Genomic DNA, 21,293 nt, shown 5'->3' with positions numbered 1-21,293 from the left:
ACCACGGTGTTTTTCCGGAATGGGAACATACGTGGGGGCACGTAGATGACCACCAGCCAGTCCCGATCGACGGAAGACGCCGATATGGAGTGGTGTTACGAGGCCGTCCACGGCGTCTCGCGGACGTTCTCCATCACCGTCGATCGCCTCGAGGAGCCGATGGCGAGACAGATCTGTCTCGGCTACCTCCTCTGTCGGGTCGCGGACACGATCGAGGACGCAGGGCATATTCCTCCCGGAGAACAGAGCCGGCTACTCGAGCAGTACGACCGCGTCCTCGACCCTGAGGACCCGACAGACGCCGAGGCCTTCGTCGCGGAGGTCGGATCCTGGCTCCCCGAACCCGAAGAGCGCACCGAGGACTGGGAGGTCGTCGCCCGGACGCCCCGGGTCGTCGCGACCTACGAGGCCCTAGAGGAGGAGCCCCGCGAGATCATGCGCGAACCGGTCCGCGAACTCGTCGACGGGATGGCGATGTTCACCAGCCGGTACGCCGAGGAAGGGGGCCTTCGCCTCCAGACCTTAGAGGAGTTAGAGGAGTACTGCTGGTACGCCGCCGGCACCGTCGGCACGCTGATCACCGGGCTCGTCTCGCGGGGAGCCTCGCCCGAGCGGGCCGCGACGCTCCGGGACAACGCCCGTTCCTTTGCCCTCCTCCTCCAGCTGGTCAACGTCGCGAAAGACGTCGAGGACGACTACCACGAAGAGAACAACGTCTACCTCCCCGCGGAGTGGCTCGAAGAGGAGGACGTCGAGAGCGAGGCGGTCACCGACGACGCGAACCACGGCGGCGTGACGACGGTCATCCGGCGAGTCGCCGGTCGGGCGGAGGGCTACCTCGACGGCGCCCACCGCTACCTCGAGGCCGTCCCCGAACGCCACGGCAACACGCTCTCGGCGTGGGCAATCCCCTACCTGCTCGCGGTCGGCACCCTCCGGGAACTGCGCGAGCGCCCCGAGGACGTCCTCCGCGAGGGCGACGTCAAGATCTCGCGGGCGGAGGTATACGCGCTGCTCCAGGCCTTCGAGGGCGACGTCTCCCGGGCGCACCTGCAGGCGTTGCGCGAGGAGATGGTCGAGGGGCCGCTCCACCAGTAGATCTTCTCGCCGGCCGCCACGATATTCCGCCCGACTACTCGTGTGCCAGGCGCCGACCGAGCAACGCGACCGGATAGCCGAAGGCGACGACGACGGCGATCCAGGGCATCAACAGGAGACCGTAGACCGCCGGGCCGAAGCCGAGGACGTAGACGGGAGCGACGGCCGCGACCGCGGCGATCGGCGCGAGCGCGGCGAGCGCGACGATCGCGACCGGCGTCCGTCCCCGCTCGGCAGCGTGGCCGATCGGGAGATAGAGCGCGGTCGCCAGCCCGAAGGCGAGCGGTGTCGCGTACACCGGACCGGCAATGAGGTGGGCGATCCCCGCGGCGACGACCGTCGCGAGCACCGCGAGGCCGACGAGCCCGCGGGTCCCGAAGCGAGCGAGACGACGCGCTCCGGACCCGAGCAGGGCGTAGCCGGCGCTCAGCGAGGCCAGCGCGACGGCATCCGACGCGAGACCGCCGGCGGTCGTGACCGCACCGACGACGAAGAAGCCGGCCGCGCCGACGATCCCGACGGCCACGATCAGTCTCTCGAGCGTCGCGGCGTCGAACGCGTCGCGGCCGAAGCGGGTGTGGCCGATCCCGATTCCCGCGAGTACCAGCACCACCGCGGGAACGACCCCGCCGCGAACGCCGTGGTCGAGTGCCGTCGGGCCGGTTTCCGCGGCGAGCGTCGCATACCCCCTCATCGAACCAAAGGGGCCGTCTCCGCCGTAGGTAACGTACGTCTGCTCGTCGAACCCCCCGGGTACTTCGCCCTCGCGGGTCCAGGTAGCGGCGTTTCCCTCGACGGCGGCGCCGGCGGGATCGTTCGTGACGACCGCCCTGGCCGGCGCGTGGATCGTCACCCGCTCGACGACCATCTCGTAACGCGTGGGCGACGCACCCGTCGCGAAGTAATCGACGATCCAGGCGTCGCCGACGCCGGGTTCGGCGACGTCATCGACGGTGTAGTTCACCACGACGGCGCCCTCGGCCACCCTCGACTCGACGGTCCGGACGTCGCCAGCGGCGACGTGGTGGCGCGCCCACGCGTCCTCGACCGCGGCCTCGAGGGCGGCCCCGTCCGTCCGGTAGCGCTCGGCCGCGTCCTCGGCGACCGGCACGGTGGCCTGCCAGCGGGAGTCGCCGTCGTCGTCGATGTAAACGTCGAGCGTTCCCGGACCCCTCGCGCCCGCGATCTCGGCGTCGTTCGCGGTGCTCGGGCCACAGACGCCACAGAGCTGTTCCGGCGGCGGCGCGCCGGCGACGACGGCGGTGGCGAGGACGCCAGCGACCACGAGATAGACCGCGAACGCGAGACCGGCGCGTCCCATCGACTCGATCAACTCGTGTCAGTGCCAAATAGGTACCCCGCGATGGACGGGCGGCGACTCGGGACGGACGGCCGTCACTCGTACTCGTAGAATCCCGTGCCCGTTTTCTTCCCGAGGTCGCCGGCCTCAACCTTCCGTTTGAGGAGGTAGGCAGGGATGTAGCGATCGCCCAGTTCCTCGTGGAGCGTCTCGGAGGCGTGCAGACAGACGTCGAGCCCGATGTGGTCGGCCAGTTTGAGGGGCCCCATCGGGACGTTCGTCCCGAGTTCCATCCCCCGGTCGATGTCTTCCTTCTCGGCGACGCCCTCGTCGTAGGCTCGGATCCCCTCGTTGATCCAGGGCATCAGGATCCGGTTGGTGACGAAGCCGGGCTTGTCGTCGGCCTCCCAGGTCGTCTTTCCCAGCGATTCGGAGAAGTCGTGGGCCAGCGCAACGACTCCCTCACTGGTCCGCTCGCCGACGACGATCTCGACGCCCTCCATGATCGGGACGGGGTTCATGAAGTGGATTCCCACGACCCGTTCGGGAGAATCGGTCGCTGCCCCGATCGACGTGATCGAGAGCGTGCTCGTGTTCGTCGCGAGCACCACGTCGTCGGGAAGGAGGTCGTCCAGATCGGCGAAGACCTCCCGCTTGATCTCGAGGTCCTCGACGATGGCCTCGACGACGAGATCGCAGTCCGCGAGGTCCGCCAGCTCGGTGGTTCCCGTCACGCGCCCGCTGATCTCCCCGGGCTCTTCCTCCAGGTCGTCCCGATCCTCGAGCCGCGAGAGGCTCGAGTCGATCGCCGCCAGCCCGTCCTCGACGAACTCCGCCTCGACGTCGCGCATGACGACGTCGTAGCCTGCCGTCGCGGCGACCTGTGCGATCCCGTTTCCCATCGTCCCCGCGCCGACGACGCCGACCCGGTCGATCCGATCGCGAACCATGCCCTCCGTTGCTCGGAGGGGGCCGTAAGCCTGGCGCCCCGAGGATTTACTACACGAGGTAGTATAAATTTTCACCGTTGCAACCGCCACAAATATATGCGCTCCTGTCGGAGGTGTTTCCCAATGCTACCGATCGACGATTCGCCGATCGTCCGGGACGGAAAGTCCGTTATCCTCGCGATGGATCACGGACTCGAACACGGCCCGGTGGACTTCGAGGACGTGCCCGAGAAGTTAGATCCCGCCCAGGTCTTCGAGACGGCGACCCACGACACGGTGACCGCGATCGCCGTCCAGAAGGGGATCGCCGAAGGGTACTACCCCAGTTACGAAAACGACGTCAACCTGCTCGTCAAGCTCAACGGCACCTCGAACCTCTGGATGGGCGAGCCCGACAGCGCCGTCAACTGCTCGGTCGAGTACGCCGCCGAGATCGGCGCCGACGCCGTCGGCTTCACCGTCTACGGCGGTTCGAACCACGAGATCGAGATGGTCGAGGAGTTCCGGGAGATCCAGGAGGAGGCCCGCGAGTACGGCCTCCCGGTCGTGATGTGGTCGTATCCGCGCGGCCAGGGGCTGAAAAACGACACCAAGCCGAGCACCATCTCCTACGCCACCCGCCTGGCTCTCGAACTCGGCGCCGACATCGCGAAGGTGAAGTATCCCGGCAGCCGGGAGGCGATGGCACACGCCTGCCGGTGTGCCGGCGACATGAAGGTCGTGATGAGCGGCGGCTCGAAGACCAGCGACGAGGAGTTCCTCTCGACGGTCGAGTCGACGATCCGGTCCGGCGGGTCGGGCCTCGCGGTCGGGCGCAACGTCTGGCAGCGCGAGGACCCCACGCCGCTGTTGGACGGCCTCGAGTCGGTCATCTACGAGGAGCAAACTGCGGGGGCCGCCCTCGGCAACGAGTCGGAGGCCGACGCCACGGACGCCGCCATCGAGGGATGAGCGAGGGTCTGGATGCCCTCGTCGTCGGCGGCGACCACGACCGCGTCGTCGGCGAGGTCGTAGACGTCGTCAGCCGAACGGCCCCCGAGATCCGGGAGGGCCTCGTTGGCCGGCGCCAGCCGGTCGGCGGAGAGGCAAACCCCACCGGGGACACACAGATGGAAGCCGACGTCTGGGCCGACGACCTCCTCGGAGAGCGGCTCCGGGCGATCGAGGGCGTCGGCGAGTACGCAAGCGAGGAGCGCGAGTCGGTGGTCGACTGCGGCGAGGGACTCTCGGTCGCGGTCGATCCCCTCGATGGCTCCTCGAACCTCGTCTCGAACAACCCGATGGGCACCATCTTCGGCTGCTATACCGAACCGATCCCCGCCCCGGGAACCGCCCTCGTCGCCGCGGGCTACGTCTGTTTCGGCCCCGTGACGACGATGGTCGTCGCCACCGACGACGGCGCCGCCGAGTACGAGATCGACGGCGGCGACCGCCGATTGCTCGAGGGCTCCGTGACCCTCCCGCGGGAGCCGACGGTGTACGGCTTCGGCGGCCGGGTCCCCGAGTGGTCCCCCGAGTTCACCGCCTTCGCCCGCGAGATCGAAGGCGAGTGCAAACCCCGCTACGGCGGCGCGATGGTCGCCGACGTCAACCAGGTGCTCTCCTACGGCGGGATCTTCTCGTACCCGGCACTCGGCTCCCGGCCCGCCGGAAAGCTTCGACTCCAGTTCGAGGGGAACCCGATCGGCTACGTCGTCGAACGTGCGGGCGGTCGTTCCTCCGATGGGGAGGGGTCGCTGCTCTCCCGCGATGCGGACGAACTCCATGGACGGACCCCGGTCCACGTCGGCTCCCCCGATCTGATCGACCGGCTCGAGGACGCGCTCGCGTAGCCGGCGGCTACCGGTTTTTCTCGAACCACTCCGTCGCGAAATCGACGAGATCTCGGTGGTCACACCGGACGGCGGTTGCCGCGCCGACCTGTCCTCTCTCCGCGCCGACCTCGCGCTCGAAGGCCTCGCCGACCGCGGGGAAGTCTCCGGTGTCCTCCGGGACGTTCTCGTACTCGATCCAGACGCGCTCGCCGTCGGCGAGGATCGGGGCGCCGTTTTCGACCGTCTCGGTCCCGAGGTCGGCCCGGTTCTCGGCCAGGTGCAGGGAGGTGTTGGCGTCGTGGCCGACGCCGAGTAAGAGCACCGAGCCGTCCCGATCGTAGATCTCTGCCAGCGGGGAATCCTCGCCGTGAGGGTAGTCGAGGGCGTGATCGGCGACGACCGCCTCGGCGTCCCGTCCCCAGGCGGCCATTGAGGTCGCGGGGTGGGCACTCCGGTGGACGTCCGGGTAGCTCCGAAAGCATTCGGGGATCGCGCCCATCCCCCGAGTCGGCGTGATCGACGGACGGTACGGCGGCATCGTCTCCTTGATCCGGTCGATCCACTCGTCGGGAACAGGCGGGTTCGACCAGCTCTCGGGATCGGTGTAGTCCGTCGAGTGCGTCGGCATCATGAGCGTCCCTGCCTCGCTCACCGCTCGCTGGAGGGCATCGAGGACTGCCGGCGCGCCGCCGGGAACCCACCCGATCGCCGACAGCGAGGAGTGGACCAGCAGCGTCTCGCCGCCCTCGATTCCGAGGGCTCGGAGGTCGGCCACGATCCGCGACGGCACCACCGGCTCGGCGACCCGCTCGATCGCCTCCCATTCGCTCATGAAGGGAGTGTTGTCGCGGGGTCTCTCAATCCTTCTGATCGGCCGTGATCCCGACCCAGGCGGCGATCCCGCCGACGAGCAGGGCGTAGAACACCGACCTGGGCCAGGCGGTCGCGAGGGCAGCGAGCGTCAGGAAGGCGACCCAGACGGTGACCACGAGGAGGTCGGCGAGGACCCGGCGGACGACGCCGAGAACGTCAGAAGTGGTACCCATGGGTTTCGGTGAGGTGGTAGGCGGCGACCCCCCAGAGGTGGTTCTGGCCGGGCCACCAGGTCCGGGCGTTGTTGAACCCCGCGATCAGGAGCCCCTCCTCCGTCGGGTAGTAGGCCGCCGAACCGCTGTCGCCGTCGGTCAGGTCGGTCTCGGTGCCCCACTGAAGCTGTCCCCGCCGGCAGTCACCGGTCACGCAGGTGACGGCGTCGATCCCCAGGATCTCCCCGGTCGTGTGGCCGGTCTGGGCGCCGACCTTCTCGAGAGGCTCGCCCCGCGCCGCGAGGTCCGCGAGCCCGAACCGGGTGAGCTGTCCGATCACCCGCGAGGGGGTGGCGCCGTCGATGGCGCTCTCGGGTTCGAACCCCCCCGTCGGCGAGACGGCGACGACGTCCACGGCGGGGTGGACGTGGCGAACCCGTCCGATCTCGACCGTCCCCGCGTCCCGCCGGGGCAAAGAGAGGGGGTCGCCGACGGTCGCGCCCTCGCCGTAGGCGTGTTCGGCCGTCGTGAAGTACGCAGAACCGTCCCGGTAGAGCGCGGGCCCGAGCGTCGCGACCCTGTCCCCGGTCCGGCAGCGAACCCCGCCGGGGACGGGACCGCCCCCGAGAGCACCCGCGAGTCGTGGCTCGCCCGACGCGTCCTCGGGAGGGTGCCGACGGACCGACTCGATCGTGACTTCCTCGCCCGCGAGCAGCATCTCGAGGGCCTCGCCCACCTGGTCGGCGTCCTCCGGGCGGACCTCGACCGCGAGCGTCGCCGTCCCTCGGTCGTAGGAACCGGGACGGACCGCGCTGCCGAGCAGCCCGGTGATCGAGCGGGCGGCGACCTGCTCGTGGAGGGCGAAGGCTTTCGACACCCGGGCGTACCAGTCGGCGGGGACGGCCCGCGTCCGGGGGGTGAGCGACGACGGATCCGAGCGGTCCTCCCGCACGAGGGCGGTGACGACCGGGACCTCGCCCTCGTCGGCCGCGAGGAACTCGTCGACGCCGAGGAGGCTCGCCAGCCCGAGGCCGTAGCCGGTGGTTCCGGCGACTCGGAGAAAGCGACGCCTCGATGTCCTCGAGGAGAGCCGATCCCGGACGGCGGCGAGTCGGTCGGCGGGGCTCCCGGTCGAGGTCATCGAGAGCGAGAGTGTGGCGCCGGTCGTGATAGCTAATGTTCACGTACAGCGGTCGGTCGGGAACGATAATGGGAAAACGGTTTGGAGCGCGCTCTCCCAGAGTCGGCATGGACGTCCGAATCGCGGCCGGCGCCAGCGAGGAGGAGGCCGCCGCCATCGCCGCCGCGCTCGCGGGACACGTCGACGAATCGGTCGCGGTCTACGCCGAGGAGGGCGAGGAACCGATCGCGGTTCGGGACCCACCCGGCGAAACTCGAGCCGAGGACTCCGGGAACGATCGAGAGCCCGAAGCCCAAGCGGGACCGACCGACCGGGAAGAACGGCTGCGCGAGGAGATCGACGACATCCTCGAGGGAGGACCCGAGAAGTATCGCGACCGGCTCGCGGAGCAAGGTAAACTGTTCGTCCGCGACCGACTCGAGCTCTGGTTCGGGGAGAAAAGCGCCCACCAGGGGGGCGATTCGGCGGGCGGGATCCGCTTCGAGGACGGCTCGTTCGCGAACTTCGACGCCTGGCATCCCGACGGGAGGGATCCCGACCCCGACGACCGCCTGCCCGCCGACGGCCTGCTGACCGGCGCCGCCGAGTTCGAGGGCCGGGACGTCCACTTCATGGCCAACGACTTCACCGTGAAGGCGGGCTCGATGGCCGAGAAGGGCGTCGAGAAGTTCCTCCGGATGCAACAGCGCGCGCTGAAGACCGGAAAGCCGGTGCTCTACCTGATGGACTCTTCAGGGGGGCGGATCGACCAGCAGACCGGCTTCTTCGCCAACCGCGAGGGGATCGGGAAATACTACTACAACCACTCGATGCTCTCCGGGCGAGTGCCACAGATCTGCGTCCTCTATGGCCCCTGTATCGCGGGCGCGGCCTACACCCCCGTCTTCGCCGATTTCACCGTCATGGTCGAGGGAATGAGCGCGATGGCTATCGCTAGCCCCCGGATGGTTGAGATGGTCACCGGCGAGGAGATCACGTTAGAGGATCTCGGGGGGCCCCAGGTCCACGCCCGAGAGTCCGGTTCGGCGGATCTGGTCGCCCGCGACGAGGAACACGCCCGGGAGCTGGTCGCCCAGTTGATGGGCTACCTTCCCGACAACGCCGACCAGAAACCGCCGGTAGCAGAGTCCCAGAAGCCGACGGCGGCGCCCGAGGGACTGGACTCGGTCGTTCCAGGGGCGCCGAACAAGGGGTACGACATGGCCGACGTGATCGAGCGCGTGGTCGACGGCGACTCCTTTTTCGAACTCCAGCCCGAGTACGGCAAGGAGATCCTGACCGGGTTCGCCCGGATCGACGGCCGCCCGGTCGCCGTCGTCGCAAACCAGCCCGCCCACCGCGCGGGCGCGATCTTTCCGGACGCCGCCGAGAAGGCGGCGGGATTCATCTGGAAAGCCGACGCGTTCGACGTCCCCCTGCTCTACCTCTGTGATACGCCCGGCTTCATGGCCGGCTCGGGGGTCGAAAAGGAAGGCATTCTCGAACAGGGCAAGAAGATGATCTACGCGACCTCCTCCGCGACGGTTCCCACACAGACGGTCGTCGTCCGGAAGGCCTACGGCGCGGGGATCTACGCGATGGGTGGGCCAGCTTACGACCCCGAGAGCGTCCTCGGCCTCCCTTCCGGCGAGATCGCGATCATGGGTCCCGAGGCCGCGATCAACGCGGTCTACGCACGCAAACTCGCCGAGATCGACGACGAGGAGGAACGCCAGCGACGCGAGCAGGAGTTGCGCGAGGAGTACCGCGAGGACATCGACATCCACCGGATGGCCAGCGAGGTCGTCATCGACGAGATCGTCGCCCCGAGCCGCCTTCGAGAGGAACTCGCCGCCCGGTTCGACTTCTACGCGGACGTCGAGAAGGAACTGCCCTCGAAGAAACACGGGACGATCCTGTAACCACCCCGTTCGTCGGATTCCGTGGCCGTTCGAGCCGCCTCCATTGGTGTAGGGGTGGCCTACCGATCCCCCGAGGGGGCCCGCACGCGGCTCATACCAATACTCCCGCCCGGTCCTTCTCCGTTCCCGCGAGGGTTCGGGCCGGTTCGACTCCGGCGGCGGGGGTATGGGAACCGATCGCGTTCGGGAGGAAGTCCTCGGTCTCGGACGACCCGGGACGCCGGGCAGGCTTGAGCGCGCCCTCTGGCTCGCGGTCGCCCTCGCGCTCGTCGGCGACGTCGTGACGACGCTTCTCGGACTCCACCTCGGCCTCGTCGAGTCGAACCCGGTTGCTCGCGGCGCGATCGAGGTCGCGGGACCCGTCGCGATGGTCGCGATGAAGGCGGGGGCCATCGGCGTCGGCCTCGCCTGCCGGCCGCTGCTTCCCGCTCCCTACGCGCCGATCGTCCCGGCCTGTCTCGCCGGTCCCTGGCTCTGTGCGACCGCGTACAACCTCTCCGTGCTCGTGGTCGTCATCTGACCGATGCGTGAACGCTTTTGTCGGTTCCCCTCCTGGCCCCCGCTATGGCCGACACCGACGGGCCGACGACGGGCGAACTGACGCCGCCGGACCGGACGCTGATGGGGCCGGGACCGAGCGACGTCCACCCGCGCGTGCTGCGCGCGATGAGCACCCCCCTCGTGGGCCACCTCGACCCCGCCTTCGTCGAGATCATGGACGAGGTCCAGGAGCTTCTCAGGTACGCCTTCCGGACCGAAAACGAGTGGACGATCCCCGTCTCGGGCACCGGCTCGGCCGCGATGGAGGCCGCCATCGGCAACGTCGTCGAGCCCGGCGACACCGTACTCGTGCCCACGAACGGCTACTTCGGCGGCCGGATGGCCTCGATGGCCCGCCGGGCCGGCGGCGGCGTCGTGGAGGTCGAGGCGCCGTGGGGCGAGCCCCTCGATCCCGACGCCGTCGCCGACGCGCTCGCGACCCACGATCCCGACGTCTTCGGCTTCATCCATGCGGAGACGAGCACCGGCGTCCGCCAGCCCGCAGTGCCCGAACTCACGGCGGCGGCCCACGACCACGACGCGCTCGTGATCGCGGACTGCGTCACCTCGATCGGCGGCGTCGAGCTTCGGGTCGACGACTGGGGGATCGACGTCGCCTACGCCGGCCCCCAGAAGTGTCTCTCCTGTCCGCCGGGCGCGAGCCCACTCACGCTCTCGGACGAGGCCATGGAGAAGGTGCTCTCGCGCGAGGAGGAGGTCCGGTCGTGGTACCTCGACCTCTCCCTTCTGGAGGGCTACTGGGGCGAGGAACGTTCGTATCACCACACCGCGCCGGTGTCGAACGTCTACGCTCTGCGAGAGGCGCTACGGCTCGTCGCGGAGGAAGGGATCGAGCCACGCTGGGAGCGCCACGAGCGGATCGCGGGCGCGCTGAAGGCGGGCGTCGAGGGAATGGGGCTGGAGATGAACGCCCCCGACGACTACTGGCTCCCGAGCCTGAACGCAGTCCGCGTTCCCGACGGAGTCGAGGACGGCGAGGTCTGTGCGGAGCTGTTGGATCGGTACGACCTCGAAATTGCGAGCGGACTGGGCGACTTAGAGGGGGAGATCTTCCGGATCGGCTGTATGGGCCACTCGGCGCGCCCGGAGAACGTGATCTACGTGGTGACGGCACTGGGTGACGTGCTCGAGTCGATGGGTGCCGACGTCGATCCCGACGCCGGCGTGGCGGCGACGCGGCGCGCGCTGCGCTAAGCCGAGACGGTCGGTCCCGGGGGCGCGCGCTCGACCTCGTACTCCTCGCCGTCGACGACCATGATCGCCCATTCGTAGTCCGGATCGACCCGGCGGAGTTCGGCCTCCAGGTCGTCGGCGCTCTCGGGTTCGGCGACGAAACAGTGGAAGTCGCCGCCCTCGGGGAGCCGTCCCTCCTCGAGTACGGTCCGGACGTGGACGACCTTCCACTCGCGTTCGGCCCGGAACTCGGGGCCGTCGCCCTCGACAGTGTATCCCAGCTCCGCGAAAATCGACCTGGCCTGCTCGACGAGACGCGTGTTAACAGGTCCCATTCGTACTGGGATACGTTCCCATCGGTCATAAGCCTTTGCGTTGTACTCTCCTGGCGGATGTTTGTGGACGTGCGGACGATAAAAGGCCATAAAGCGCAAACATGGCCAATCAGTTCGGGTCAGAACTATCCGTGTTCTGCGCCCCGATCGGTAGGCGTGCGGAGATTGCCAGCAGTCACACTCGCTCGCCCCATCGGGTCCATCGCCGCGTCGGCGCTCACAGGTCGGAAAGGAAGCGCTACGGTCCTCGCTCGGGCACCGGAGGCGACACGGCGGGCAGGGCCGCGTCGAGCGCGGTCGAGGGCACCACCCGGACGCCACCGTTTCCGCGGGTTTTACGAGCGGGCGAGAAAAGAGGATACTGATGCGGTCTCACGCCCGTGACGACGCGGTCTTCTCGACTCTCTACGTCGCGTTCGTCTTCGCGGGCGTCTACAAGAGCGCGTGGTACCTCGCCTGGATCCCGGTCGATCTGACCCTGGTGTTCGGAACGCTCATGGTCGCCGCCGGGGGCTGGCTGGTCCTGCGAGAGCGGATCCGGCTCACCCGGGCCGGCCTCGCCCTCACCGCCTGTTTCGTCGCCTTCAGCGCCTATGCGGTCGTCTCCGGGCTGTGGACGCCGAGTTCGGAGTACTACCTCTCGAAGGCGTTCCGGCTCGTCGCCGTGACCGGACTGGCGTTCGGCGCCGGCGCCCTCGGCGTCGCGTCGTCGACCCGACGCCTCCGGTATACCGGGATCGCGACGACGGGACTCGCCGTGCTCACCGGGATCGAATCGCTGATCGAGTACGCCCAGCCGTCGGGCCGGGCCACGCTCTCGCCGTTCGGGACCAACTACCTGATCACCAGTCGTCTCCTGGGGCTCGGCGTGTTGCTCCTCGTCGGCTATCTCGTCCTCTCGAGGAGCGATCGCCGGGTCACGGTCGCCGCGGCCGTGGCTCTCCCCGGGATGGTGTTCGCGCTCTTTGCGACCGGGGCCCGCGGTCCGATGGTCGCGACGATCGTCGCCATCGGGCTGCTCCTCGTCGTCGGCATCTCGACCGGCACGCTTCCGAACGGCGTCGCCGCGATCGGGGCCTACACGGGCGGTGCGCTCGCGCTCGGAGTCCTTACGGTGACGGTCGGGCGCCAGCTCGCCACTGTCCGGCGGCTCCTGGTGTTGGCCGACGGACCGGGATGGTCGCTCAACCGTCGGTTCGTGCTCTGGAACCAGACCATCGACGGGCTCGATATCGGGATGCTTCCGGTCGGGCACGGCCTGGGCTCGTGGCCGGTACTCACCGGCTACGGCGACCACCAGTACTATCCCCACAATCTCGTCCTCGAGGTCGTCTTCGAACTCGGGCTGGTGGGTCTGGGACTTCTCGCCTGCCTGTTCGGAACTGCCCTCTTCATCGCGCTCTCGGAGTGGCAGACGACCGGTCGGTCCGTCCATCTCGTTCTCCTCGTCGTGTTCGTCTATCTGGGAATCAACGCGATGGTGACCGGAGACGTAAACGAGAACCGGTATCTGTTCGCCCTCGCCGGACTACTCGCCTATCGAGCAGATCCCCAGCGATATATACGGATCCCTGGACTTTCACGTGTCGAGTCGAACTCCACAGCGAGATCGGTGCGCTCTTGAATATCTCCTCGGGGTCGACGAGTATCACCTACGGTACCCGCCCGTCCGATCCAGTTACTATACGGTTTGCGTGACGAGCCGGCAGGTACTCTGGAAGACGCTGGAAACCTCCTCTCCGACCGCGTAGCGGTACGCCAGAACGTAAACCGGAGTACATCAATTCATACAATTAGTTTGATGGTAATCCGATATTACACAGATACACCCCGGCTCGACGAGGGCAAGCTTTTCGGCCAGCCTAAAAATCGTGCTGCTTATCAATCTCCTCTTCTTCCTCTCCGGAAACGACGGCGTCCTCTGGTGCCCGTTTCCGGGACGCTGCCCTCGAACCATGACCGACGACACGCCAAACGTCCTGCACGTCTGTACGTATTACCTCCCGTTCACCGGCGGGATACAGAACATGGTTCGAACCCTCGTCACCGGGATAGACGATGTCAACGCCCGAATCCTGACATCACGAATCCGGGGGCAGGGTGGCGTCGACGAGAAACACGGAACGACGGTGGTTCGCGCCGGAAGCTTCGGCTCCGTCAAGTCGACGCCGATCAGTCCGGGATTTCCCTACCGACTGAGAGAGCAACTCGAGTGGGCCGACCTGATCAACTACCACCTGCCCTTTCCGCTCGGGCCGGTGAGCCACCTCCTGAACCGGGTCGAGACGCCGTTCGTCGCGACCTTCCACGACGACATCATCGGCAAAGGACCCGTCGTCTACCCGTACAAACCCATCCTCGACCGGTTTCTCGGCGGTGCCGAGCGGATCATCGTGACCTCGCCCCAGATGCGAGACGAGTGTGCGCGGCTCTCGGAGTTCCGTTCGAACGCCACCGTCGTCCCGATCGGGATCGAGACCGACGACACCCCGATCGCCCCGAAACCGCTCGAGGGCCGGGACCTCCTGTTCGTCGGTCGGCTCGTCGAGTTCAAGGGCGTCGATCGCCTCATCTCGGCGATGAGGGGCCTGGACGCGACGCTCTCGATCGTCGGGAAGGGACCCGAACGCGACTCCCTGGAGCGCCACGCCCGCGCGGAGGGGGTCGCCGATCGCGTCACCTTCGAGGGGTTCGTCTCCGAGGCGAGACTCGACCGGCTCTACTCCGAGGCGACCCTGTTCGTCCTCCCGTCGGTGGGTAGAAACGAGTCGTTCGGGATCGTCCAGCTCGAGGCGATGAAACGCGGGCTGCCGGTGATCAACACGTCACTGCCCACGGGCGTCCCCTACGTCAGCGTCGACGGGAAGACCGGCCGAACCGTCCCGCCGGGCGATCCCGAGGCGATCGCGGCGGCTGCCGAGGAGTTGCTCGCGGATCCGGAGCGCTACCGGCGCTACTCGGCGAACGCCCGGCGTCGCGTCCGCGAGGAGTTCGCCGAGACACGGATGCTCGAGCGGACGAGCGCCATCTATCGGGACGCGGTCGCTTCCGAGTGACCGCCCGATCGGATCGAGTCCGGGCCTTCGACCGATCCGCATCTATATGGGGCGTCCGGGAGTAGCCGTCCGCGAATGGTCGTCGCCGCCGTCGTCGCGGTCGTCGTGGCGTTCGCCCTCGTCGCTCGGCGACGATCCCGGCTCTACGGCTACGCGGGCGGCGTCGCCCTCGCGGGCCATCTCCTCCTCGCCGTGGTCGTGCTCCCCCTGGTCCCCTACGACTGGGACATCGATCTGTTCCATACGGCCGCCGTGGCCATCCTCTCCGGGGCCGACCCCAACCTCCTGTCCCCGGTCGACGCGTTCGCCACGGTCCAGGCGCTCCTCTACGCCGCCTTCGGGGCCGATCCGACGGTGCTGGCCGTCGTCAACGGCCTGCTGGCCGTCCTGATTCCGCTCCCGCTGTGTTACGTCGCCCGGCGGCTCTACGCTCCCCTGGAATCGACCGACGGCCTCCTGGTCGTTCTGCTGTTCTTTCCGTTCCCGTTCCTGTTCAACACGCTCCCGATGCGCGACGCGCTCTCGACGCTGCTGGCGGTGGCGCTGCTCGCGGTCTGCGTGCGGGTCATCGCAGACGGCCGGCGCCGGTGGGCGCTTCCCGCCCCGGCGCTGTGGGTGGCCGTCTTCTTGTTGCGGGAGGAACTGGCCCTGCTGATCCTGCTGGGTGCCGGGGGAGCGCTGCTCGTCGCCGTAGTGAGGAAAGTCGCCGGCCGGGAGATCCCGCTGCGTTCCCTGGCGCTCGCAACGATCCCCGTCGGCGTCTGCGGGTTCGCGCTGTTTTCCGCCCTGTTCCCCGTCGATGCCCTCGACGCGCGGGTGCAGTACCGCGCGATCGGGGGCGGCGCCTACCTCGAGTCCATGCGATACGAGTCGTGGCTCGACGTCGTGCTGGCCGCACCGGTCCGCGCGATCTACTTCCAGTTCGCGCCGTTCCCGCTGCACGTCGATTCGGCGTTCGACCTGGCGGCCGTCCTTTCGCTGCCGCTCCTGGTCGCGCTCGTCGTGATCGCCTACCGCTCGCTTCGCGCCGTCGAAGCCGACTCCGCCGTGGCCGTCTTCCTGCTGGTCGTCTACGGCGGCGGCGTCGTCGGCTACGGCCTGATCGACTCGAACTACGGGACGACGATCAGACACCGTTCGATCTTCGTGTTTCTGTTGGCCGTCCTCGGCGCGCCCGTCCTCGAGTCGTGGTACCGGTCACTCCGTCGGTATCTCGAGGAAACGGTCGATCAGCACCGCCAGGGGGACGAACACCAGCACGAAGCTCAGGAACTCGATGCCGGCGGCGGGGTTCGAGCGGAACACCGAGACCGCACTCGCTAGAACGGAGACGGCGAGAGCGCCGATCAGCACCCGCTCGTCGCCCAGGACGGAGAGAGCCCTGCTGCTCGCCGCCCGCCGGTAGAGCGTCCGTATCGCGGCGTTCGCCCTCGATTCCGAGGACGATCGGCGTCGGTCCCGATCCATCGATCGAGGGTAGGCCCGATCCGATGATAACTGTTGGCACTCCGGGATGGGTCAGCCGACCAGTCCCTCGAACCCTCGTTCGAGTCGGTCGGTGACCCCTCCCCACGTGTAGCCCTCGTCGATTACGTAGGACCGACAGGCGTCGCCCGCTTCGGAACGCGCCGGCGCCGACAGCCGCGCCCACGCCACCAGCCGTGTGGCGAGCGCGTCGGCGTCGCCGGGGTCGACCAGCAGCGACTCCGGGATCCCTTCCCGGGACTCCAGATCGCCCAGGATCTCGGGGGTCGCGCCGGCCCGCGTCCCGATCACGGGCGTGCCCGCCGAAAGCGCCTCGAGCGTCGCGAGCCCGAACCCCTCGAGCTCGAGCGTCGGGAGGACGAAGACGTCCGCGCCGGCGTAGAGGGTGGCGAGGTCTTCCTCCGGGACGTAGCCGAGAAAGGTGACGGCCGACTCGATTCCCAGCCGATCCGCGCGCGCCCGCAGTCGATCGCGGAGCGGGCCGTCGCCCCCGACGTAGAGGTGGGCGTCGGCGCCGTCGGCGACGCTCGCGAACGCGTCGAGTAGCGTCTCGAGACCCATCCGCGGGGTGAGCCGGCGGACCGTGAGAAACGCGGTCTCGCCGTCCGAGAACAGGTCGGGGCGGGGACCGTCGAGGGGAGCGAACCGGGCGGCATCGACGCCGCCCGGAACGACCGAACAGGGCGAGGCGTGGGGATGGTACTCCCGGAGGCGCTCGCGCATGAACTCGCTCAACACGATGGCACCGTCGCTGTGGCCCAGTACGTTGGCCTCGATCCGGTGGCGCAGAATGCTGTTGAGCCAGTGCCACGGGGCCGCCCACGGACTCGGGTCGACCAGCCGGTCGCGGTACTCCACGCCCCAGAGCCCGTGGACCGTGTACGTTCGTGGAACCGGGTCGGCCACCGCTCTATCGACGCCGAACGAACTCAGTGCGCCGTGAAAACTCACGAGGTCCACGGGCGCCTTCGACCGGATCGACGCCACCAGCCGGTCGATCTCGCGGAGCGTCGCCGGGAGCCGCGGGATCGACGCGCCGTAGCGGTGGACGTCCATCCCGGCGACCGTCTCCCGGGCGGGCGCGTCGCCCCGGCGTCTCGTGACGACCGACACCGTGTGCCCCCGTTCGACGAGTTCGCGACCGACCTCGTAGTTGTAGCGCCCGGAGCCGGTCGCCTCCGGCTCGGGATAGAGGTTGTTCGTCGCGGCGAGGACGTGCATACGCCGTCTGGACCGCGATGGAGAATCAACGTTGCGCTCGACGCGAGGGTTCGCTCGAACGGGATGGCGAAACACTCATTTCCCGTCTCGAGCGAGGTTGGGGCACATGGACGCGCGTTCGCGGCTGTCCCGTGCGCTCAAGAACCCGATCCTGTTTTGCAGACACGCAAACCGGCTGTACCACCGCCGGCTCGGGCTCCGCTCGTACAACGAGGACGGCATCGACCCGTTCGCGGCCGACTGGGACAACCTGCTCGTGCTCGACGCCTGCCGGTACGACATGTTCGAGCGCCGGGCGGACCTGCCCGGTCGCCTCCGACGCGTCGAGTCGCGGGCCTCCACGACGGTCGAGTTCCTCCGTGCGAACGTCGGCGGGCGCGACCTCCGGGACACCGTCTACGTGACCGCGAACCCACAGCTCCACCAGCACCGCGAGTCGATCGAGGCTCAGTTTGCTGCCGTCGTCGACGTCTGGCGCGGCGACGGCTGGAGCGACGACCACGGCACGGTGCTCCCCGAGACGGTGACGGCGGCCGCACTCCGGGCGAACGAGGAACACCCCGACAAGCGACTCGTGATCCACTACATGCAGCCCCACTACCCCTTCATCGGGGCCGACACCCGCTTTGCGGGCGGGGACTTCACCGACACGGAAGCGAGCGAGGAAAACGTCTGGGTCCAGCTGTTACAGGGACGCCTCGACGCCGACCGCGAGGGGATCTGGGAGCTGTACGACGCCAACCTCGACCGGGCGCTCCCCCACGTCGAGGAGGCGATGGAGAAGCTCGGGGGGAGGACGGTCGTGACGGCCGACCACGGCAACATGGTCGGCGAGCGCGCGTTCCCGATCCCGTTCCGGGAGTGGGGCCACCCCCGCGGCGTCTACACCCCGGAACTCGTCTCCGTCCCGTGGCTGGTCTACGAGGACGGCCCCCGCCGGAAGATCCGTGCGTCCACCGCCGGCCACGGCGAGGAATCGGCCGACGACGACGTCGTCGCCGAACGGCTCCGCGACCTCGGGTACGCCGAATGAGAACGAACGCGAGGGGGACGGCGTGAAGGTCGGTTTCGTCCATCCGACGTACCCCCAGGGCGAGGGGACGGGCGCGACCCACAGCGCCTCGCGGATCGCCTTCGAGTTGGCCGATCGGGGCCACGACGTGACGATATACCCCTGGGAGACGCCGCCCGAGGACGCGACGATCGACGCCGGCGTCTCGGTCCGCCCGCTCGACCTCTCGGGATATCCCTACCACTCGGCGCTCCAACTGAACGACGCGCTCCGCGAACGCCTTCCCGAGTTCGACGAGTACGACGTCGTTCACAGCTACGTGATGAACGCCATGCCGGCGATGGGGGCGATCGCCGAGCGGACGGACGCCGCGACGGTCGTGACGCTCAACGCCTACGGCGCGATCTGTCCGAAGAACGACCTCCGCTACATGGACCGCGAGCCCTGTACCGAAAACGGGCTGGCGAAGTGTACGGCGTGTTCGATCGCGACCAGCGGCGGCGGCGAGGACGGCCCCCTCTATCGCTCGGCGAGCAGGCTGGGCTATCTGAAGCTCGTGCGGGAGGGCGAACGGGTGGCCGACCGGATCGACGCCTACCACGCCCTCTCGCCCCACATCGCGGCCACCTACGCCGACTTCGGCTTTCCTCCGGAGCGGCTGACGGTCGTTCCAAACGTTCTCGACGAGCGGTTTTGCCGCCCCCACGAGAGCGACTTCGAGGGGCCCTACGACCTGCTGTACGTCGGCTCGCTGGCCGAACACAAGGGCGTCGATCGCCTCGTCCCGATCCTCGAGCGACTGAACCGCCAGCTTTCGGACGCCGTCCGACTGACGGTCGTCGGCGACGGCGACCTCCGGGCGGAGATGGAACGCCGGGCCGCAGAGAGCGGTCTCGCCGATCGCGTGGCGTTCACCGGGTGGCTACCCAACGACGACCTCCCGGCGGTGTTCGCGGCCCACGACTGCTTCGTCTATCCCGGTCGATGGGACGAACCGTTCGGGCGGGTGTTCCTCGAGGCGCTCGCGACGGGGACGCCGGTCGTCGCCAGCGACGTGGGCAGCGTCGCCGAGATCGTCGGCGATGCCGGCGTCACGACCGACGGCTCCATCGAGGGGTTCGTCGCCGCACTGGCGGACCTCCTGGCTGGCGAGGCGCTTTCGGCCCGATCGGCGGCGGCCGCCGAGGAGATCGAGGCCTACCGGGCCGAGACGGTCGTGCCGCAGTTCGAGGCGCTGTACGAGGCGGCGTTGGAGCGATGACTCCGGTAGTCGCGGCGGCTTCGGCGCTCTACCCACCGGTCTGGGTCGCGTAGAGGGCGGCGTACTCGCCGTCGTTCTCGACGAGGTCGTCGTGGGAGCCGACCTCGGAGATCTCGCCCGCGTCGAGCGTGTAGATGCGATCGGCGTTCCGGACCGTCGTGAGCCGGTGGGCGACGGTGACGACGATGTACTCCTCGTCCATCGTCTCGATGCCCTCCTGGACGTCGCGCTCGAGGGTCGAATCCAGGTCGCTGGTCGCCTCGTCGAGGAGCAACACGTCGGCGTCGCCCAGCAGGGCCCGTGCGATGGCGACGCGCTGTTTCTGTCCGCCCGAGAGGCGCACGCCGTCGTCCCCGACCCGGGTCTCGTACCCCTTCGGAAGGTCGTCGAGGAACTCGTCGACGCGTGCGATCTCACAGACGCGATCGATCTCCTCGCGCGTGGCCGCCCTGTCGGCGATCGTCAGGTTGTATCGGAGGGTGTCGTCGAAGACGTAGGGGTCCTGGCCGACGACGGCGACGCGCTCGCGCCACTCGGCGATGTCCATCTCGCCGATCGGGACCCCGTTGGCCCGGATCTCGCCGCCCGTGGGTTCGTGCAGCCGCGCGAGCAGGGAGACGACGGTCGACTTCCCGGCGCCGGACTGGCCGACGAAGGCCACGAACTCCCCCCGTTCGGCGGCGAAGTCGACCCCGCGGAGCACGTCGGTCTCCCCGTCGTAGGAGAAGCTGACGTCGTCGAAGGCGATCGACTCGACGGTGTTGGGTGTCTCGCGTCGGGCGACGTCGGGCTCGGCGTTGCGCGCGAGGTCGCGTGTGAACCGTCGCGTGCGCACGAGATGTGGGAGGTCCTGTTCGATCCGGTAGAGCAGTTCGTTGGCCCGGCTGGCCTTGGGCCCCAGCCGGAACATCGCAAAGAGGAAGAGTCCGAGCGAGCCGAGGGTCAGCTCCGCGTACGTAAGCGAGACGTAGATGAGCGCGAACACGGAGACCGCGACGGCGAGCTGATAGGCGTTGTCGATCGCGGCCTCGTTGCGGCGCAGCCTGATCCGGGCCCGCGTGTAGTCCTCGACGCTGTCGGCGAAGTCGCCGTACAGTTCGTCGACGAGTCCGAAAATCCGGCTCTCGCGCATCCCCTGTGTGCCCGCCTGGGCGGCCTCCTGGCGCCGCTCGTTTGCGTCGGCGACCCGATCGCCGATGTCGTAGCCGGGTTCGACGACGACGCGCAACAACACGGTCACGCCCCCGAGCACGGCGACCGTCAGGACGGTGAGCGTCGGCGAGACGAGGAAGGCGATGAGCCCGTAGACGATGCCGAGGAACGACTGTTCGACGAAGACGACCAGCCGCTCGATCACCTGGCCCGCGTAGAACGTCTGGGTGATGATCGCGTTCAGCACGTCGTCCGAGCCCTCCTCGTCCAGATAGGTGATCTCGGCGTCGAAGGCGTTCCCGAACGCCTCGGTCTGGAGGTCCCTGATGTAGGACATCCGGAGGCGTTCGCGAAACCACGCCACCAGGAAGCTCGCGGTAAAGCGGACGGTCATGACGGCGGCGACGCCGAGCACCGCCGTTCCGAGCGTCAGCGGGACGTTCAGGGTTCGGTAGACGGTGGCGAAGACCCCGGCGATCCCGCCCTCCGCGGGCCGGCCGTCGGCCCGGACCAGCTCGATGATCGGAAGGACGAAACTCAGTCCGATCCCTTCGAGGACGGCGGCGGCGATCCCCAGAGCGACGATCGGAACCGTGAGCTTCGGGTCGTAGGCGAGGACGCTGCGTAAGGCGTCGAGTTTCTCGCGTCGCGAGGCCGGCGGGGAGTCGGAGTCGGACATGGCGGGTGGCTGTGTCTACGTCACCCCTCCGGCCTCGGGCGTATAAATCCACTCATCCCCGAGTATCGTCCCCTCCGAGCCTCGAGACGGGTGCTTTAGGCCGGCCAAACATATGGGAACGGCTTTATT

19 protein-coding genes are annotated in these 21,293 nt (G+C 68.5%); 11 read left to right on the top strand and 8 right to left on the bottom strand.

Annotated elements, in window-relative coordinates; genetic code table 11:
- Nucleotides 1–45 precede the first annotated feature (45 nt).
- Nucleotides 46–1,098 carry a phytoene/squalene synthase family protein gene (locus DVH23_RS18915; RefSeq protein WP_114578974.1) on the top strand — a complete coding sequence of 351 codons (1,053 nt, stop codon included), beginning with the start codon at nt 46–48 and terminating at the stop codon, nt 1,096–1,098.
- Nucleotides 1,099–1,132: 34 nt separating this feature from the next.
- Here the strand turns inward: DVH23_RS18915 and DVH23_RS18910 are convergent, their stop codons facing one another.
- Nucleotides 1,133–2,419, bottom strand: coding sequence for a hypothetical protein (locus DVH23_RS18910; protein ID WP_114578973.1), 1,287 nt, complete (start codon nt 2,417–2,419; stop codon nt 1,133–1,135).
- Nucleotides 2,420–2,493: 74 nt separating this feature from the next.
- Nucleotides 2,494–3,348, bottom strand: coding sequence for a 3-hydroxyacyl-CoA dehydrogenase family protein (locus DVH23_RS18905; protein ID WP_114578972.1), 855 nt, complete (start codon nt 3,346–3,348; stop codon nt 2,494–2,496).
- Between the two features lie 123 nt (nt 3,349–3,471).
- On the opposite strand from DVH23_RS18905, the gene DVH23_RS18900 reads away from it, so the two are divergent.
- The gene (locus tag DVH23_RS18900) at nt 3,472–4,299 is read left to right on the top strand and encodes a class I fructose-bisphosphate aldolase (protein ID WP_114578971.1); all 828 of its coding nucleotides are present in this window, start codon (nt 3,472–3,474) and stop codon (nt 4,297–4,299) included.
- Nucleotides 4,296–5,180: a class 1 fructose-bisphosphatase gene (locus DVH23_RS18895; protein ID WP_114578970.1), complete on the top strand. Its 885-nt coding sequence runs from the start codon at nt 4,296–4,298 to the stop codon at nt 5,178–5,180. Before DVH23_RS18900 ends, DVH23_RS18895 begins: the two co-directional genes overlap by 4 nt.
- A gap of 7 nt (nt 5,181–5,187) precedes the next feature.
- On the opposite strand, the gene DVH23_RS18890 is transcribed toward DVH23_RS18895, so the two are convergent.
- The 3 genes from DVH23_RS18890 to DVH23_RS18880 are packed head-to-tail and all read right to left on the bottom strand — an operon-like array spanning nt 5,188 to nt 7,328.
- On the bottom strand, nt 5,188–5,994 hold the full coding sequence (locus DVH23_RS18890; RefSeq protein ID WP_114578969.1) for an aminoglycoside N(3)-acetyltransferase: 807 nt from the start codon (nt 5,992–5,994) through the stop codon (nt 5,188–5,190).
- Nucleotides 5,995–6,019: 25 nt separating this feature from the next.
- Nucleotides 6,020–6,208 carry a hypothetical protein gene (locus tag DVH23_RS18885; RefSeq protein WP_114578968.1) on the bottom strand — a complete coding sequence of 63 codons (189 nt, stop codon included), beginning with the start codon at nt 6,206–6,208 and terminating at the stop codon, nt 6,020–6,022.
- A complete protein-coding gene (locus DVH23_RS18880; RefSeq protein WP_114578967.1) occupies nt 6,192–7,328 on the bottom strand; it encodes a hypothetical protein in 1,137 nt (378 codons plus the stop codon). Before DVH23_RS18880 ends, DVH23_RS18885 begins: the two co-directional genes overlap by 17 nt.
- Nucleotides 7,329–7,435: 107 nt before the next feature.
- Between DVH23_RS18880 and DVH23_RS18875 the strand changes: the two genes are divergently transcribed.
- From DVH23_RS18875 to DVH23_RS18865, 3 genes are all read left to right on the top strand, one after another.
- Complete coding sequence (locus tag DVH23_RS18875) at nt 7,436–9,229, top strand: acyl-CoA carboxylase subunit beta (RefSeq protein WP_114578966.1); 1,794 nt, start codon at nt 7,436–7,438, stop codon at nt 9,227–9,229.
- A 166-nt stretch (nt 9,230–9,395) separates the two neighbouring features.
- Nucleotides 9,396–9,749: a DUF5658 family protein gene (locus DVH23_RS18870; RefSeq protein WP_114578965.1), complete on the top strand. Its 354-nt coding sequence runs from the start codon at nt 9,396–9,398 to the stop codon at nt 9,747–9,749.
- A 44-nt stretch (nt 9,750–9,793) separates the two neighbouring features.
- Nucleotides 9,794–10,984 (top strand): alanine--glyoxylate aminotransferase family protein, encoded by a 1,191-nt coding sequence (locus DVH23_RS18865; protein WP_114578964.1) that lies wholly within the window; start codon nt 9,794–9,796, stop codon nt 10,982–10,984.
- Here the strand turns inward: DVH23_RS18865 and DVH23_RS18860 are convergent.
- Nucleotides 10,981–11,298 (bottom strand): hypothetical protein, encoded by a 318-nt coding sequence (locus DVH23_RS18860; RefSeq protein WP_114578963.1) that lies wholly within the window; start codon nt 11,296–11,298, stop codon nt 10,981–10,983. The two genes, DVH23_RS18865 and DVH23_RS18860, sit on opposite strands and share 4 nt — an antisense overlap.
- A 364-nt stretch (nt 11,299–11,662) precedes the next feature.
- On the opposite strand from DVH23_RS18860, the gene DVH23_RS18855 reads away from it, so the two are divergent.
- The 3 genes from DVH23_RS18855 (at nt 11,663) to DVH23_RS18845 (ending at nt 15,677) form a co-directional block, all read left to right on the top strand.
- Nucleotides 11,663–12,922 carry an O-antigen ligase family protein gene (locus DVH23_RS18855; protein WP_114578962.1) on the top strand — a complete coding sequence of 420 codons (1,260 nt, stop codon included), beginning with the start codon at nt 11,663–11,665 and terminating at the stop codon, nt 12,920–12,922.
- 331 nt (nt 12,923–13,253) lie between these two features.
- Entirely contained in the window at nt 13,254–14,354 is a 1,101-nt protein-coding gene (locus DVH23_RS18850; protein WP_114578961.1) for a glycosyltransferase, read from the top strand.
- A 75-nt stretch (nt 14,355–14,429) separates the two neighbouring features.
- Nucleotides 14,430–15,677, top strand: coding sequence for a hypothetical protein (locus DVH23_RS18845; protein WP_114578960.1), 1,248 nt, complete (start codon nt 14,430–14,432; stop codon nt 15,675–15,677).
- 195 nt (nt 15,678–15,872) lie between these two features.
- Here DVH23_RS18845 and DVH23_RS18840 read toward each other — a convergent pair whose 3' ends face one another.
- Nucleotides 15,873–17,060, bottom strand: a complete 1,188-nt coding sequence (locus DVH23_RS18840; protein ID WP_114578959.1) for a glycosyltransferase family 4 protein — start codon at nt 17,058–17,060, stop codon at nt 15,873–15,875.
- Between the two features lie 106 nt (nt 17,061–17,166).
- On the opposite strand from DVH23_RS18840, the gene DVH23_RS18835 reads away from it, so the two are divergent.
- Nucleotides 17,167–18,093, top strand: a complete 927-nt coding sequence (locus DVH23_RS18835; protein ID WP_114578958.1) for a hypothetical protein — start codon at nt 17,167–17,169, stop codon at nt 18,091–18,093.
- 22 nt (nt 18,094–18,115) lie between these two features.
- Complete coding sequence (locus DVH23_RS24390) at nt 18,116–19,333, top strand: glycosyltransferase family 4 protein (RefSeq protein WP_198668005.1); 1,218 nt, start codon at nt 18,116–18,118, stop codon at nt 19,331–19,333.
- A gap of 28 nt (nt 19,334–19,361) precedes the next feature.
- On the opposite strand, the gene DVH23_RS18825 is transcribed toward DVH23_RS24390, so the two are convergent.
- Nucleotides 19,362–21,164: an ABC transporter ATP-binding protein gene (locus DVH23_RS18825; protein WP_114578957.1), complete on the bottom strand. Its 1,803-nt coding sequence runs from the start codon at nt 21,162–21,164 to the stop codon at nt 19,362–19,364.
- Between the last annotated feature and the right edge of the window lie 129 nt (nt 21,165–21,293).

Source organism: Saliphagus sp. LR7 (genome assembly GCF_003344565.1).
GTDB classification, from domain to species: domain Archaea; phylum Halobacteriota; class Halobacteria; order Halobacteriales; family Natrialbaceae; genus Saliphagus; species Saliphagus infecundisoli.
The sequence above is the reverse complement of the archived record's forward strand: the minus strand, read 5'-3'. Positions and strand labels throughout refer to the sequence as shown.